This is a genomic window from Micromonospora sp. NPDC005206, assembly GCF_040608175.1.
GTDB lineage: Bacteria > Actinomycetota > Actinomycetes > Mycobacteriales > Micromonosporaceae > Micromonospora.
In genome coordinates this window covers 159,372-174,232 of sequence record NZ_JBEXHU010000014.1, presented here as the reverse complement: position 1 = coordinate 174,232, position 14,861 = coordinate 159,372, and the positions used below count along the sequence as shown (strand labels likewise).

The window sequence follows — 14,861 nt, the reverse complement described above, 5'->3', positions numbered from 1 at the left end:
CTTCACCCTCTGCCTATCGGGGCGCAATGCCACGGCTTATGCTCATATCTATGTCGGAGCTGATCGAGATCTTGGTGGCGCTGTTCGTCGTCGCTCGCGTGACGAGGCTGGTCGCCGCCGACGAGATCACCCGCAAGGCCCGTGAGGCAGCGGTGCGGCGGCTCCCTGACGGCAACCCGATCGCGTACCTGCTGTTCTGCCGCTGGTGCCTTTCGGTGTGGATCGCCGTCCCGGCAGCCGCCGGCTGGTGGGCGATGTCGGCCGTGCCGCGCTGGTCCGGGCACTGGTCGGTCGACGTGCCGAGCATCGCCCTCGCCATCTCCTACGCGACAGGGCTGCTGGCGCGCGCCGAGCCCGAGGAGTAGCGCATGGCGTGGTGGGGCACGAAGCCCAACGTCGACAGCGAGGTCGGCAAGGCGACCGCGGTCGTCGCCTCCGCGGCGAAGATGCGCTACGAGTCCAGCGGCAGCCTGCGGAAGGTCACCAAGCAGGAGTGGCAGGAAGAGGCGTGGCGGCACTACGAGCAGTGCGGCGAGCTGGCGTACCTGGTCGACCTCATCGCCAAGGCGATGGGCCGCGCCCGGCTGTACATCACGCAGATCGACGAGCATGGCCGGCCGGTCGAAACACCCGACCAGGCGCCGGCCGGCGTCAACGAGACGTTCCTCGGCGGGCCTGGCCAGCAGGGCGAGCTGCTGCACGACGCCGGGATCCAGCTCGGCGTGCCCGGCGAGTGCTACCTGATCGGCGAGTCGGAGAAGGACGACGCCGGCAACGCGACCGACCGGGAGCGGTGGTTCGTCGCCTCCAACGAGGAGCTGCAGGAGCGCGCCGGGAAGTACGTGCTCGACCAGGGCGACGGGCCGCGCGAGCTGGAAGCCGACGAGACGGTCATCGTCCGGATCTGGGCACCGTCGCCGCGCAAACACGCCCTGCCGAAGTCGCAGGTGCAGGCCAACCGGCGGGTGCTGCGGCTCATCGAGCGGCTAACGCAGTACGTCCAGTCGCAGATCGACTCCCGGTTGGCCGGGGCGGGCATCCTGCTGCTGCCGAACGAGCTGTCGTTCGCCGCCGCCGAGCAGGAGGAGGACGCCGAGGACGGGGTGGCGTCGTTCCTGGCGACGCTGACCGAGGCGATGACCACCGCGGTGAAGGACCGCGACTCGGTGGCCGCCCTCGTCCCGATCGTCGTGCAGGGCCCAGCCGAGCACCTGGAGAAGGCGCGGCTGCTCAGCTTCGCCACCGAGCTGTCGGCGACCGTGCCGTCGATGCTGGACGGCGCGATCCGGCGGCTGGCCCTCGGCCTGGACGCCCCGCCGGAGATGCTGCTCGGCATGACCCAGGCGAACCACTGGGGCGCCTGGATGACCGACGAGGCGACGATCAAGTACCACGTCGAGTCGAAGCTGGAGCTGTTCTGCGCGGCGCTGACCCAGCAGATGCTGTGGCCGGCGTTGGAGGGTGCGCCCGGCGTCGCCGACGCGAAGCGGTGGATCGTCTGGTACGACACGTCGGAGCTGACGCAGACCCCGGACAAGGGCGCGGACGCGAAGGACCTGTACGGCCTTGGCGAGCTGTCCGGCGACGCGCTGCGCCGGGAGACCGGCTTCGGCGACGGCGACAAGCCGACCGACGAAGAGCGGGAGCTGCGCCGTCTGCTGGAGATCATCCGCGCGGTGCCGGCGGCCGGGCCGCTGCTCGTGACGCGGCTACTGGAGGTCGCCGGGGTTAGCGTGCCGATCGACCCGGAAGCGTTGAAGCCGGCCCCGCAGCCGGCCGAGCTGCCGGCCGGCGAGCCGACCCCCGAGGAGGAGGAGCCGACGACCGAGGAGCCGCCGCCCGGCGACACCGAGGACCGCGGCCCGCCCGAGCAGAACGCGATCGCGGCGTCGGCCGCCCAGCCGCTGAGCGGGCCGTTCGTTGCCGCCTGCGAGGTGCTGGCGCTGCGGGCGTTGGAGATCGCCGGGAAGCGGGTCGTCGGCCGCGAGCGGTACCGGCACGCCGGGTTGAAGGCGTGGGAGTACCACACGGTGCGGCAGTCCACGCCGACGTCGGTGCCCCGGCTGCTGGAGGGCGCGTTCACGGCGGTGCCGGCGATCGCCACCCGGCTCGACGTCGACCCGGAGCAGCTGACGGCCGCCCTGACGACGTACGTCGGAGGGCTGCTGGTCACCGGCGCCCGGCACGACCCGGCGGATCTGCGCGAGCACCTGACCCGCACGGTGCGCGGGGAGCTGGTGCCGGCATGACGGCCCCGACCGCGCCCACCCCGGACCTGGTGCAGGGCCACGGCCACGCGTGCCGCCGGTCCGGGCGCGGCAAGGGCTGCGAGGTCCTCCGCTGGACGATGTGCCGCACCTGCGGGTGGTGGGGCGACCTGTGGGACGGCGACCAGCCGCCCCTGACCGACGGCGCTCACGTCTGCGACCCGGCCGACGTGGCACGGCACGAGCACACCAGGAGGATCCGTGGCTGACCCGGCGAACGTGACCCTGACCCAGCTGCGCGACGCGTTCGCGCTGCTGAGCATCGACCTCAACGACGACTTCGTGAAGCTGGAGCTGCGCGAGAGCGCGCTGACGATCCACCGGGTGGCGCGCACCTCCTCGGGGATGCCTGCGTGCCTGCCCGACGGCGGTGTGCAGGTCACGGGCTCGACGATCAACGTGGTCGCCGTGCTGCCGCCCGCCCCGGAGGGGTGAGCGTGGCCGAGCCGGACCTGTGGCTGCCGCTGCGCCTCGACCACGAGGCGCGGGTCCTCGCCGCCGAGAAGCGCGTTGAGCGGGCTGCCCGGACGGCGCTGAGCACGTGGCTGCGCTCGGCGCGGGCGGTGACCCTCCCGGTCACCGCGGCGGCGCTCCCGCCGGACCCGTCGGCGCTCGCCGGCGCCGGGCAGGCGTGGTTCGAGGCGATGACGGTGCACCTGCTGCCCGAGGTCGACGCGACGTTCCTCGCCGGCGTGGCCGACGGGGGCGGCGACCTGGAGCTGCTGCGCGTGGCGCAGATGAAGGACGAGTACCTGGCGACGCTGCCGAACCGGCTCTCCGGGGTGCCAGACAGCGCGTGGACGCAGGTGACCGCCGTCGTCGCGGAGCTCACCGCCGAAGGCGCGAGCATCCCGCGTATTCGCGACGCGATCGAGGCGATCCTCGGTGAGCTGTCGTGGGAGGACCGGGCGGTCACGATCGCCCGGACGGAGACGATCGGCGCGTACAACGCGGGCACGCTGACCGCCTGGCTGACCGCCGAGCAGGCGCTCGACGAGAAGCTGGACAAGGTGTGGGTGGCCACGCACGACGAGCGGACCCGCGACGACCACCGCGACGCGGACGGGCAGCGGGTCGCCCTGGACGGCGTGTTCATGGTCGGCGGGGTGCCGCTGCGCTTCCCCGGCGACCCGGCCGCGCCCGCCGGGCAGGTCGTGAACTGCCGCTGCACGATGATCGAGGTGGAGGCCGGCGAGGCCCTGCCTGCGGTCCCTGAGCATCCCTGGCCACGCCTGGATCGGGCCAGCGGGTTGGACATCACGGTGACAGCGGCGGGAGCCGCGAAGGGTGGCAAGCAGATGGCGACGTGGAAGGGGACGCTGGCGCCGTTGGGTGCCAGGTCGGGTGACCGGCGGATCTTCGCGGCGGACGGCGAGTGGTCGTTCCGCGACCTGCCGATCCCGCTGCGGTGGGCGCGGTCGGACGCCCCCGGGCACGAGGGCGCGGTGACGATCGGCCGGATCACGGCCGGCGAGGTGCAGAAGTCGAAGCTGACCGGCTCGGGTGACTTCCTGGACGCCGTGCCGGAGCTGGGGGAGGCGCTGGAGCTGCTGCGCAGCGGCGTGCTGTTCCCGTCGGTGGACCTTGACGACTTCGAGTTCGTCTACACGGACGCGAAGGGCACGCCCATCGAGGAGATGAGCGACGAGGAGTGGGAGGCGTTCATCGACTCCGGCGACGAGCCGTACATCACGGTGACGAAGGGCCGGGTCATGGCGGTGACCCTCGTCGGCACGCAGGCGTTCATGGAGGCGAAGCTGGAGCTGGTCGACGACGAGCCCGCCGACGGCGAGGACGAGCCCTCAGAAGAGGTGGAGAAAGAGGAAGAGCCGGTCACCGCAGCCGGCGCGGCGGCGAAGAAGTCGCAGGTCGCGCCGCTGTACCCGCCGAAGGTGTGGTTCGACGACCCGGGCCTGGGCGAGCTGACGCCGATCACGGTGACGGCCGACGGGAGGGTGTTCGGGCACCTGGCCGATCGGGACTGCCACTTGTCGTTCCTGACCGGCGGGCAGTGCGTGATGCCGCCGGAGGAAGGCGGCTTCGACTGGTTCCACCGGCCGGAGATCCAGACGGCCGAGGGGGAGCTGATCGCGGTCGGGCACATCACGGCGTCGACCGGGCACGCCGACCTGGCGGCCAGCGCGGCGAGCGCGGTGGCGCACTACGACGACACGGGCACGCAGGTGGCGGTGGTCCGTGCCGGCCGGGACGCCCACGGCACGTGGGTCGCCGGGTCGCTGGTGCCCGAGGCGAAGCCGGAGCAGGTGCAGCTGCTGCGTCGGTCGCCGTTGTCGGGGGATTGGCGGTGGATCGGCGGTGCGCGTCAGCTCGTCGCGGCGCTGTGCGTCAACGTGGGCGGCTTCCCGTGGTGCGGGGCCGCTCGTCGGGTGGCCGGGCGTACGCGATGGTCGCCTCCGGCTGGACCGGCTGGAAGGCGTCGGAGTCGGCGCAGCGCCGGCAGCGCGACCCGCTGTCCCCGCAGACGCTGGACGCGGCGGTCCGCCGTGCGGTGGCCGCAGGCTTCGAGGCCGAACGGCAGCGGCTGGCCACCGCGGCGAACGTCGAGCGGATCGCGGCGTCGATTGGCCGGGACCGAACGACCCTCGTGGCGGCTCTGGCCGCCACGGTGCACGGCAAGTAGAGGGGAGGAGCCGATGGGCTGCAACTGCGGCAGCAAGCGTCGGGGCGGCACTGTGTTCGTGTTGTCCTACGAGGACGGCCGCCAGGGCGGTGAGTACGGGTCGAAGACGGATGCGGAGATCGCCGACGTGCGGCGGGGCGGCGGCGGCACGATCCGCCAGGTGCAAAAGTAGGCCGGGTGCGACGCCGGTTGGCGTCGCACCCGCAGCATCTACGTCATGGGCCACCCCCCGTCGTGGGGGTGACGGTGCCTGTAACAACGTCGCCGGGACTTCCCGCAGGGTTCGCATAACCTGGTACTGGACCTTGCGGCCCAGCGGATGGATCAGCGGACCCTTCCGGCGAAAACGAACACTTGATGTGGAACGCGACGGTTTTCCAACTCACTTCGATGTATCCGCCCGCTCTCTCGACCCGCCCTACCAAATGCAGGGTCACGAGCAGGAGGATCACGAAGGTCGTTAGGGGAGCAACCGCGGCGATCCACGCTGCGGCTCCTCCCACGTGACGCTCCTACCTGATGGAATCGGGTTTCATGTGATCCCCGCCTTTCGTCTCAGGCCAATACGGCAAAATCCGCGTCTCGCCTCGCGCTTCACGCTGGGGTAGGGCTTCCTGATGAAGGGCTACCTCGATAGCGGTCGGGCCGTACATTCAGCCCGATGCATCCAATGATGCGATGCAATGTCAAGGGACGGCAAGCTTCCTGCTTGAGATACGCTGTGCGCTGAACCACCGATGCTGGCTGCGGGCCGGTCGGGACTGAGATCCCTACCGTGCTGAGGAGCCGACGGTGGAATTCGAGATCCCTGGGAGCCTGGACGGGCTCGACCTCGACGCGCTGAGCCAGCTGGAGACGCAGGCCGTGGCGGCGTTCGACACCCTGCGCGACAACCCGGCCCTGGACGCTAACGGCCTGACCCGGCTGCGTGAGCTGGCCACGTTTGTCCAGTCGGTGCGCACCCAGCAGCAGCAGATTGAGCAGGCGGCGCTGCAGGTGGCCTCCGAGTTGGACGACCTGGACGCGGCCGTGCACGGCGCCGCCGATGCCCCCGATAGCGAGGGTGACGACGCTGACAGCGACAGCGACGCTGACAGCGACAGCGACGTTGATGGCGACGATGGCGACGATCCTTCGGCGGAGGAGCACCAGGTCGCGGACGTGCCAGCACCGCAGCCGACGCCGGTCGTCGCTTCGTTGGCCCGCCGGGCGGCCCGCCGGCAGCCGAAGCCGAAGGTGACCAGCGCCGGCAAGTCGGCGGTCATCAAGGCGGCTGCGGACGTGCCGAACGTGCCGCACGGGCACGTGTTTTCCTCTGTGTCGGAGGTCGCGTCGGCGTTCGACGACAAGTTCGCCGGCTTTCCGCGCGGGGTGGGGGTCGCGACCCGCATCAAGCAGAACGTGGCGCGGGTAGAGCTGCCCGTCGACCAGGCGCTCGTTGCCGGGGGCAGGGGCCTGACCGACATGGAGCTGGTCGACCTGGCCGCCACCGAGTCGCGGCTGCCCGGAGGCAACCTCGTCGCGGCCGGCGGCTGGGGCGCCCCATCCGAAACGCTGTGGGAGCTGTGCGAGGGCCTGGAGACGAACGACGGTCTGCTGGACCTCCCGGGCATCACGATCCCGCGCGGCGGCGGTATCAAGGTCCCGTCGAACCTGGACTTCCGCGACCTGTACTCGGCGGTCGGCTTCGTGCAGACCGAGGCGGACAGCACCGCAGGCACGGACAAGCCCGCCTACAGGGTGCCGACGGTGAACTGGGCCGAGACGCGCCTCGAGGTGGACGGGGTGCAGATCGAGCAGGACATCGTGCAGAACGCGGTGTGGCCGGAGCTGACCCGGGATGTGGTGCGGCGGGCGCTGACCGCCCACGAGCACAAGATCAACGCGCGGCTGATCCAGCGCATGGCCGCTGCCCCGGGCCAGTCGACGCAGTTCGCGCTGACCCTCGGCGGCGACGTCGACGGCGACGAGACGACCACCGCGCTGCTCGGCGCGGTGTCCCTGGCGGCGACGGACTACCGGTACCGGTACCGGCTGGGCCGCCGGCAGCTCCTCGAGTGCGTCGCGCCGCTGTGGCTGATCGACTGGATTCGGGCGGACATGAGCCGCCGGGCCGGGGTGAACTACCTCGACGTGACCGACGAGCAGGTCACGGCGTGGTTCACCCGGCGGCACTTGCGGCCGCAGTTCGTCTACGACTGGCAGGACGGGTACGCCGACGTGGGCGGCAGCGGCTTCGGTGGCACGGGGGCCCCGGGCCAGTGGCCGGCGAACGTGGACCTGCTGATCTACGCGCCGGGCACGTGGGTGACGGGTTCCAAGCCGATCATCGACCTGTCGGCGGTGTACGACTCGACGAAGCTCAAGGACAACGAGTACATCGCGCTGTTCACCGAGCAGGCGACGCTTCTGGTGAAGCGGTGCTTTGTGTCGTACAAGGTGTCGGTGCCGCTGTGCCCGACCGGCGTCACCGGGTCGACCGTCGCCTTCGACTGCTCCGCGGTCTGAGCTACCCGTTCGACGGGGCCGCGCCCGCGCGGCGCGGCCCCCTCCCCGGAGGAGGTGACGGGTGACGCAGCCCCTGGTGTACGTGGAAGCCCCGGCGACGACGCCGATCCGGTACGGGCTGTTCTCGGCGGCGGCCGTGGTCGACCCGGCCGACCAGCGCGAGTTTCAGGCCGGCGTGGAGTGGGAGCCGCAGTGCGTCGACTCCCCGGCGCCGACGAACCTGGCGGCGGCCTCCGACGCGAACCGGGCGGCGATGGTCCTGCCGGACGGCGTACCGAGCGTGCAGGCCGCCGTCATCCGGCTGTACGGCGGGCTGACCGGCCGGTCGACGGCCCGGCCGGATCTGCTGGACCGTGGGCGGCGGGCGCTGGGCCTGGTCGAGCAGCAGTCGCTGGAGCACTACGTGTGGACCGGCGAGGCCGGGAACGCGACGTACCTGGCGGAGGTCGACACCGAGGTGCTGGCGGGCTCGGACGCGGCACCGGTGCCGCTGGAGACGGGCGTGGGCCTGCTGGAGGCGCACATCAGCGACCGGGCCGGCGTGCTGGGTGTGCTGTGGGCTCCCCGGTGGACGGCCGGGTGGTTCTCGGAGAAGGGCCAGTCACGGATCGAGGGTCCGCGGCTGGTGGCCCCGCTGGGCGATCCGATCGTGTTCGCGCAGACGACCGGCGTCGGCCCGGGTGGTGTGGCGCCGGCCGCTGGTGAGGCGTGGCTGTACGGGACGGGGCCGGTGATGGTGCGGCGGTCGGCGGTGTATCTGCCGAAGCTGGACGAGGCCCTGGATCGCAAGGACAACGAGGTGTTCGCGGTCGCCGAGCGGTTCTACACGGTGGGGTGGAGCTGCGCGGTGGCGGCGGTGAAGGTCAAGCTGCCGGGCGTGCCGGCGTAGGAGGAGACATGCCCCTGATCTACCCGAAGGACCGCGCGGACGCGAAGGCCCTCGCGCGGCAGCTGCTCGACGCGGCCGGCGAGGAGCGGCACGACGAGGTGCTGACCACGAGCGACGGCCCGCTGGGGCTGGCGTTCGACGTGCCGGACGACCTGGCCCAGCAGGTGCTGGGTACCGGCGACGGGCGCGTCATCGAGACGCCGAGCGAGCCGGCGGCTGACGCCCGCGCGGAGGGCACGTCGGCTGACGACGGGCGCGTCGTCGAGACCCGGAGCGAGCCGGCGGCTGACGCCGGCGTGGAGAGCACGTCGGCTGACGACGGGCGCGTCGTCGAGACCCCGAGCGAGCCGACGGCTGACGCCGGCGTGGACAGCACGTCGGCTGACGCCGGGGCCGACGTGTCCGAGGCGGACGCCAAGTCGGACGGTGGGTCCTCCCAGCCGTCGACGAAGGCGTCCCGGTCGTCGCGTACCTCGCGGAGTGGCCGGTAGACCCCACGCCTCGGACTCGCGCCGCCCTGCCTGGTTCTTCCCCGTGCCAGGTGGGGCGGCGCTTTTGTGTGACCCGCTCCACGGCCGGGGGCGTACATAGAGATTGTACGTGAGGCTGAAACTCGCATACAATGAATATGTACGCAACGCGCTACCCCTACAGGAGGGCTGAGAGATGGAGAAGCGGGTCAACGAGCTGGCCGGGCAGTTCGGCGTCGAGGCCGAGGCCGCCGACCAGTGGGGCCTGATCGCCCAGCTGGCGCGGCAGGTAGTTGAGGCCGAGCGGGAGGTCGAGCGGCACGCGCGTGAGCTGACCGGGGCGACCGAGGACGCGGTGGTCACCGCGAAGGCGGGCGACCTGCGGACGTCGGTGCGCGGCGACCTGCTGGCCGCCGTGAGCGACAAGGCGGCGGCGCTGGACTCGGCGCTGGTGAAGGTGGCCGAGCGGCGGCAGGCCCTGGCGATCGTCGCCGAGAGCGTGAAGGCGGCCCGGCCGAAGCCGGCGCCCGAGCTGGCCGAGCGCGACGTGGTGACCTGGACGTGGGACGGCCAGGAGCACCGCGGCCTGGTCGACCAGGTGAAGGGCGGCGGCGTGGTGGTGGTCGACCCGGACGACGTGCGGTGGCACCTGCCGGCCGCCGAGCTGACGAAGGTGCCGCCGGCGAAGGCGGCCGAGCACCTCGACTGCCCGGGGTTCGACAACCAGGAGGACTACTGGCACTGCTACACGCACGAGGTGTACCGCCAGTCGTTCTGAGCTGAGAGGACCGACGCCCCTCGCGCCACGCGGCGCGGGGGGCGTCGCCGTTGTGTGGCCCGCTCCACAGCCCGAGCCGTACATAAAATCTGTACGTGAGGAGTGGCGTCTGGATACAATGAGTATGTACAGCAAGCTGCCCCCCGTAGCGAGGAGTGCCCCGATGAGCCGCGAGATGAGCTACCGCGAGACGCAGTTGGTTGCCGGCCTGACCGCGCTGAACGCGCAGTTGCAGGAGCGACTGGCGAGCGGGCAGCCGCTGTTCCGCACCCCGACGCCGCAGGAGCGGCGGGCGGTCGACGAGCACAACGCGCGGGTGCTGGCCGAGCGGCAGCGGGTGGCGGACGCCAAGCAGCGGCGCGCGAACGAGCGCGAGATCGCCAAGGTGCGCAAGGCGATGTGCGGGGAGTGCTTCACCGTGCTGCCCGCGTCGGGGGTGTGCGGCAACTGCTGCTGATCGACCCGAGCGCCCCCGTAGCCGACGTGGCTGCGGGGGCGCTGCCGTTCCCGCCGGCGGGAGGCCGGCGGTTCACGTGGAGGAGAGAGATGACGACAACGACGGTGGCGCGGCGCGCGAACGCCGTGCCGGCCGACCCGCGGCAGCACGCGCGGGACATCGCCGAGGCGGTCGACTACGCGTGGCACAGCCGGTACGGCGGCTCGCGGATCGAGGTGCCGATGTCGGTGGTGGCCGCCCTGGCGCTGGTGGCCAGGGAGACGGAGGACCCCGACCGGCTTGCGGCGCTGGCCGAGACGTTCGAGCGCCTGGACTACGAGGGGTTCGGGCTGCTGATGCAGCGGCTGTGGTGCGAGTTCGCGGCGATCCGGCCCGACCTGAACCCGCGGACGATCCACCTGTGGTCGTGGATCGACGAGGACCAGGACGAGACGGTGCTGCGCGCCGTGCAGGCCGTCGGTCAGGCGGCGCTGCGCAAGGGCCTGTTCGGGCGGTGCGGGCCGGACGGCTGGGGCGACACTGACCTGCTGGGGATGCTGCTCCAGACGATGAAGAGCCACAGCGGGAAGAAGGGCATCGGCCAGTTCCTCACGCCGGAGAGCGTGACGCTGCTGCTCGGCCGGATGCTGGCCCCGACCGAGGGCACGAGGGTCCTGGAGCCGTGCGCGGGCACGGGCACGATGCTGCTCGGCGCCGCGCAGGCGATGCGGGAGAACGGGCTCGATCCGACGACGTGCGAGTGGTGGGCGAACGACCTCGACCCGCTGGCGGCGGCGCTGTGCGCGGTGAACTTCCACCTGTGGGGGCTGGGCTGGCGGGTGGTCGTCGGCTGCGGCGACGGGCTGCTGGACGAGTGGATGCACGAGGCACTGCGGACCCGGCAGGTGGCGATCGACGAGATGCAGCGGGCGTGGAAGTTGGCCCGGCAGATCGCGGCGGTGCGGCACGTCCTGGAGCTGCCGACGCCGGAGAGCGCGCTGGACGGGCACCTGCGCAAGGCGAGGCCGAAGCCGCCGCCCCCGCCTCCGGCACCGCGGCCCGCGCCGCCGGCCTCGTCGACGTTCGACGCGGAGGCGGTGTTCCGGCAGGGCCGGTTGTTCTGACCGGCCTTGTGTGACCTGCTACACAGCCCCGCACGTACATAAACTGTGTACGTGCGGGGACTGGTCGCATACAATGTATGTGTACACCTCGCCCCGTCTCACGTGGAGGAACAGATGGCGAAGAGCGCGATCCAGCAGGGCAAGCGGGTGGCAGTCGAGTGCCTGCCGAATGGGGCTTGCTACGACGCCGAGGACTGCTGCGTGCACTGCCGGGAGCACATCGCGGACCCGCACCAGCCGGACTGCGTGCACGGGGACGAGCCGGTCGACGAGTGCGACGCGCGGCCGGCCGACCCGTCCGAGGTGACCGAGCGCGGCTAGTGGCTGCGTAGGCGGGGCTGGGCGGCGCCCGGCCCCGGTGCGGAGTTCCTAGATGGGCTCTCGCTGTACGGCCGCTATTGACGATTGCGACCGGACAGCGCAAGGTATCGGTTCGACCCAAGTTCACGTGGAGGTCAACGTGGGTCTAAGAGCGCTCATCGGCACCGAGGGTGCCGGCGGGTTCTACCGGGCGAGGCACGTCCAGCACGACGCCTGCCCGACGATGATCGTGCCCGCCCTGTCCGTGCTGGTGCACGACATGCTCGGGCACAACGTCCAGGCGGCCGTCGACGAGCTGATGCGCTCCGACTGGTCGAGGCTGTACGCCCTGCCGGGCACCGGCACCGCCGGGCACCTCGTCGGCGTGCCGAGCCACAGCGGCCCGGAGCCCGAGGCCGGGCACCTCGCCTCGGCCAACGCCGGGGACCGCGAGTGGGCGTACCTGTTCGGCGGCCACCGGCTGCACGTCTACCTGGGGGTGCTCCCCGAGCGCGGCCCGAAGCAGTGGAAGCCGTGGGCGTGCTGGTCGGTGCACGAGCTGCCGAGCCTGACGGTGACGGACCTGCTGGACGTGCAGAAGCGGGGCTACGCCACCCAGTGGAGGGCGAGCGACTTCCGGGGCTACATGGAGGCGGTCCGCGACCGCAGGCGGGAGGTTGTGGGATGAAGGCGCTGGTGGGGCAGTTCGCCCCGGGGAGCCGGTGGTACCGGGCCCGGACCGTCGAGCTGGAGGGCCAGCCCAGCTGGACCCTCGCGCAGCTGCGGGTGATCTGGGCGCGCACCTTCCGGCGGGACACCGCCGAGTTCGTGGAGGCGCTGCTGCACCGGGACTGGTCGGTGCTGGCCTGCACGCCGTGGCCGGCGGCGGCCGTCGCCGAGCGGCGCCCCGATTGGGCGTACGTGTGCGGCATGGGGCGCGCGGCGCGCCCCGAGGTGTCCGGCCGGGCGCTCGTCGGGCGGATGGGCGAGGACGCGCCCGACGACGGCGACGGCTGGGCCTACCTGTGGGAGCACGGCCTGGGCGCGCTGCACGTCTACGCGGCCCGGGCCGGTCGGTGGCACCACCTGGCGACGTTGCCGGCCGATGTGTGGTCCGGGCTGACCGAGCAGCTGGTGGTCGATGTGGAGAGCCGGCTCTGCTGGCTGGAGCGAGAGGAGACGGCGGCGTGACCGCTGGGACGAGGGGACAGGGCAGCCAGCCGATCCGGACGGACGAGCTGCGCCGCCGCGATGAGGTGCTGCTGTTCGGGCAGCTGGTCGCGATCGCCGACGTGCAGTCGGTGCGGGAGTTCCCGAACTGCGTCAACCTGGTGATCCTGCCGCGCGGCGGGCAGCCGAGGGAGACGCTGGTGCCTCGCGACATGCTGCTGCTCGGGATGCGGTTGCCCCGGCTGCTGTCGCTGTCGTGCGTGGGCTGCAAGGGGGCGGTGAAGACGCCGGTCGACCTGGCGCTGGGCCCGGTGACCGAGGTGGTGTGCGGCGGCTGCCGTGGCCTGATCGTCGAGGGAACCGCGCGGCAGACGCCGCCGGCCCCGGCCGGACCGCTGGCCGGACCGTGGCTGACCCCGGCCGGGAGGGTCTGATGTCGAGCGACGTGTTCCGGGCGCTGCTGGCCGACAACGACGCCGACCGGGAGAAGTTCATCAGCCGGGACGTGCTGCGGCACGGGGTGATGCGGCAGATCGTCTGCGAGCGCAGCGGCAAGGTGCTCGACGTCCGTACCGCGGTCATGGCGACGACGGTGAAGGGCGACAGCCGCAGCGCGTACGTGCTCGACGGGCCCGCCTGGGACGAGGTGGAGCCGGCGCTGCGCGGCAAGGCCGCCGAGCTGGGCATGGAGGTTGAGGTGATCGACGGCCGGACGCTGTGACGGGGCTGCCGGGCGTTGCCCGGCCGTGACAAGATGCGGGGCCGCACCCATCGGGTGCGGCCCCGTTCACTGTGGAGGAAGCACAATGGAGCAGCCACTGACGACGTTCGAGAGCCACATAGCCGGCCGCAACGCGCAGGTCGCGATCTGGCCGGATCGGATCGAGTGGAGCAAGCCGGGCCGGACGAAGGTGGCGAACGTGCTGCTGGTGATCCTCGCCGTCTACACGATCGGGCTGACGCTCCTCGCGCCAGCGTGCCGGCCGCGCTTCAAGCAGCAGGGCCGGCAGATGCTCGCCATGCGCGCGGTGCAGTCGGTGGCCAGCCGGCGCGACGGGCTGCACACCGCCGTGGCGGTGGTGGCCGGCGCGACGACGATCGACTTCCGGGTGCCGCACGACCGGGCGGAGAACATCGAGGCGCTGATCCGCGACCTGGTGCTGGGCAACCACCCGAGCGTGCAGCGGTAGCACCGCCGACAGCCTGACGCCGAGGGCGCTGTGTCCCACCCGGGGCCAGCGCCCTCTCGGCTACGCTGGCGGGGTATTCGCCGCTGGCTGCGGGCCGGGCATGGAGCTCTCCTGTTGAGGATGTGCCGATGTCCGCGGTGTGCGATACCCCCGTGAAGGGGAAGATGCTCCGGGCCACCAAGCTCGGGGTTTGCGGTGACCCGATCCTGGGCGCCGGAGGCTGGCCAATCCACGTCATGTCGAAGGGCTTCGTCTCGGTCGAGTACGCGGCCGAGGTCGACGACGGCGAGGAGATCGACCAGAAGGACGCCAACGGCGACAGCCTGGTCTACGAGCCGGCCCGGCGCCGGATCAAGCTGTACAACGTGACGGTGACCGCCGGCCGGGTCGACCCGGAGCTGTACACGCTGTTCACCGGGATGCCCGTGGTGCTCGACGAGGACGGCAACGCAACGGGCCTGCGGATCACCAGCAAGGTGAACCTCGACTCGGCGGTGGCGCTGGAGCTGTGGTCGGGGACGGCGCTCAAGAAGTGCGCAGCCGGCGCGGTGCAGCGACCCCGGTTCGGGTACTTCCTGCTCCCGCAGATCATCGACGGGCAGATCGGCGACTTCACGATCGAGAACGGGGCGGCCAGCTTCACCCTGACCGGCAAGGCGATCGAGAACCCGGGGTGGGGGACCGGCCCGTACGACGTCTACCTGCGGTCGACGGGCGTCGAGGCGCTGGAGAGCCCGATGGGCGACTTCGACCTGCTCCACCTCGACTGGACGCAGCTGCCGCCGCCGGCGCCGACGTGCGGCGTGACCCCGCGGCCGCCGGACGGCACCGTGGCGGCCGACGCCACCGACGCGACCGACATGACGGCGGAGTACACGGCGACGTACGTGCCGGCGGGCCCGCCGCCGCAGCCGTACACCGTGGATTGGGGCGACGGAGCGCAGACGATCGGCCCTGCCGAGCTGGCGAAGGTGAGCCACGAGTACGCGGCCCCCGGGACGTACCTCATCACGGTCACCGACACGACTACGGGCGCGTCGCGCTTCAAGTCGTTCGTCGCCCCCGCGGTCTGAGGTAGCGGTGACGCA

Annotated in this window: 18 protein-coding genes; all 18 read left to right on the top strand. The window is 71.9% G+C overall.

Annotation, left to right across the window (positions count from 1 at the left end; all coding sequences use genetic code 11):
• The first annotated feature begins 50 nt into the window (after window positions 1-50).
• A complete protein-coding gene (locus ABZU69_RS22535; RefSeq protein WP_354966308.1) occupies window positions 51-365 on the top strand; it encodes a hypothetical protein in 315 nt (104 codons plus the stop codon).
• 3 nt (window positions 366-368) lie between these two features.
• Window positions 369-2,249 carry a hypothetical protein gene (locus tag ABZU69_RS22530; RefSeq protein WP_354966307.1) on the top strand — a complete coding sequence of 627 codons (1,881 nt, stop codon included), beginning with the start codon at window positions 369-371 and terminating at the stop codon, window positions 2,247-2,249.
• Entirely contained in the window at window positions 2,246-2,476 is a 231-nt protein-coding gene (locus ABZU69_RS22525) for a hypothetical protein (RefSeq protein WP_354966306.1), read from the top strand. Before ABZU69_RS22530 ends, ABZU69_RS22525 begins: the two co-directional genes overlap by 4 nt.
• Window positions 2,469-2,702 carry a hypothetical protein gene (locus ABZU69_RS22520; RefSeq protein WP_354966305.1) on the top strand — a complete coding sequence of 78 codons (234 nt, stop codon included), beginning with the start codon at window positions 2,469-2,471 and terminating at the stop codon, window positions 2,700-2,702. Before ABZU69_RS22525 ends, ABZU69_RS22520 begins: the two co-directional genes overlap by 8 nt.
• Window positions 2,703-2,704: 2 nt before the next feature.
• Window positions 2,705-5,080 (top strand): phage minor head protein, encoded by a 2,376-nt coding sequence (locus tag ABZU69_RS22515; RefSeq protein ID WP_354966304.1) that lies wholly within the window; start codon window positions 2,705-2,707, stop codon window positions 5,078-5,080.
• Between the two features lie 620 nt (window positions 5,081-5,700).
• Window positions 5,701-7,416 carry a major capsid protein gene (locus tag ABZU69_RS22510; protein WP_354966303.1) on the top strand — a complete coding sequence of 572 codons (1,716 nt, stop codon included), beginning with the start codon at window positions 5,701-5,703 and terminating at the stop codon, window positions 7,414-7,416.
• A 61-nt stretch (window positions 7,417-7,477) separates the two neighbouring features.
• On the top strand, window positions 7,478-8,305 hold the full coding sequence (locus ABZU69_RS22505) for a hypothetical protein (RefSeq protein WP_354966302.1): 828 nt from the start codon (window positions 7,478-7,480) through the stop codon (window positions 8,303-8,305).
• A gap of 8 nt (window positions 8,306-8,313) precedes the next feature.
• The gene (locus ABZU69_RS22500; protein ID WP_354966301.1) at window positions 8,314-8,796 is read left to right on the top strand and encodes a hypothetical protein; all 483 of its coding nucleotides are present in this window, start codon (window positions 8,314-8,316) and stop codon (window positions 8,794-8,796) included.
• Window positions 8,797-8,971: 175 nt separating this feature from the next.
• Window positions 8,972-9,553, top strand: coding sequence for a hypothetical protein (locus tag ABZU69_RS22495; RefSeq protein WP_354966300.1), 582 nt, complete (start codon window positions 8,972-8,974; stop codon window positions 9,551-9,553).
• 163 nt (window positions 9,554-9,716) lie between these two features.
• Complete coding sequence (locus tag ABZU69_RS22490) at window positions 9,717-10,010, top strand: hypothetical protein (protein ID WP_354966299.1); 294 nt, start codon at window positions 9,717-9,719, stop codon at window positions 10,008-10,010.
• Between the two features lie 89 nt (window positions 10,011-10,099).
• Entirely contained in the window at window positions 10,100-11,113 is a 1,014-nt protein-coding gene (locus tag ABZU69_RS22485; protein ID WP_354966298.1) for an N-6 DNA methylase, read from the top strand.
• A gap of 114 nt (window positions 11,114-11,227) precedes the next feature.
• Complete coding sequence (locus ABZU69_RS22480) at window positions 11,228-11,434, top strand: hypothetical protein (RefSeq protein ID WP_354966297.1); 207 nt, start codon at window positions 11,228-11,230, stop codon at window positions 11,432-11,434.
• Window positions 11,435-11,573: 139 nt separating this feature from the next.
• Window positions 11,574-12,101 carry a hypothetical protein gene (locus ABZU69_RS22475; RefSeq protein ID WP_354966296.1) on the top strand — a complete coding sequence of 176 codons (528 nt, stop codon included), beginning with the start codon at window positions 11,574-11,576 and terminating at the stop codon, window positions 12,099-12,101.
• Window positions 12,098-12,604 carry a hypothetical protein gene (locus ABZU69_RS22470; RefSeq protein WP_354966295.1) on the top strand — a complete coding sequence of 169 codons (507 nt, stop codon included), beginning with the start codon at window positions 12,098-12,100 and terminating at the stop codon, window positions 12,602-12,604. Before ABZU69_RS22475 ends, ABZU69_RS22470 begins: the two co-directional genes overlap by 4 nt.
• Complete coding sequence (locus ABZU69_RS22465) at window positions 12,601-13,017, top strand: hypothetical protein (RefSeq protein ID WP_354966294.1); 417 nt, start codon at window positions 12,601-12,603, stop codon at window positions 13,015-13,017. Before ABZU69_RS22470 ends, ABZU69_RS22465 begins: the two co-directional genes overlap by 4 nt.
• On the top strand, window positions 13,017-13,304 hold the full coding sequence (locus ABZU69_RS22460; protein WP_354966293.1) for a hypothetical protein: 288 nt from the start codon (window positions 13,017-13,019) through the stop codon (window positions 13,302-13,304). Before ABZU69_RS22465 ends, ABZU69_RS22460 begins: the two co-directional genes overlap by 1 nt.
• 85 nt (window positions 13,305-13,389) lie before the next feature.
• Window positions 13,390-13,773 (top strand): hypothetical protein, encoded by a 384-nt coding sequence (locus ABZU69_RS22455; protein ID WP_354966292.1) that lies wholly within the window; start codon window positions 13,390-13,392, stop codon window positions 13,771-13,773.
• A 152-nt stretch (window positions 13,774-13,925) separates the two neighbouring features.
• The gene (locus ABZU69_RS22450) at window positions 13,926-14,846 is read left to right on the top strand and encodes a hypothetical protein (protein WP_354966291.1); all 921 of its coding nucleotides are present in this window, start codon (window positions 13,926-13,928) and stop codon (window positions 14,844-14,846) included.
• The last annotated feature ends 15 nt before the right edge of the window (window positions 14,847-14,861 follow it).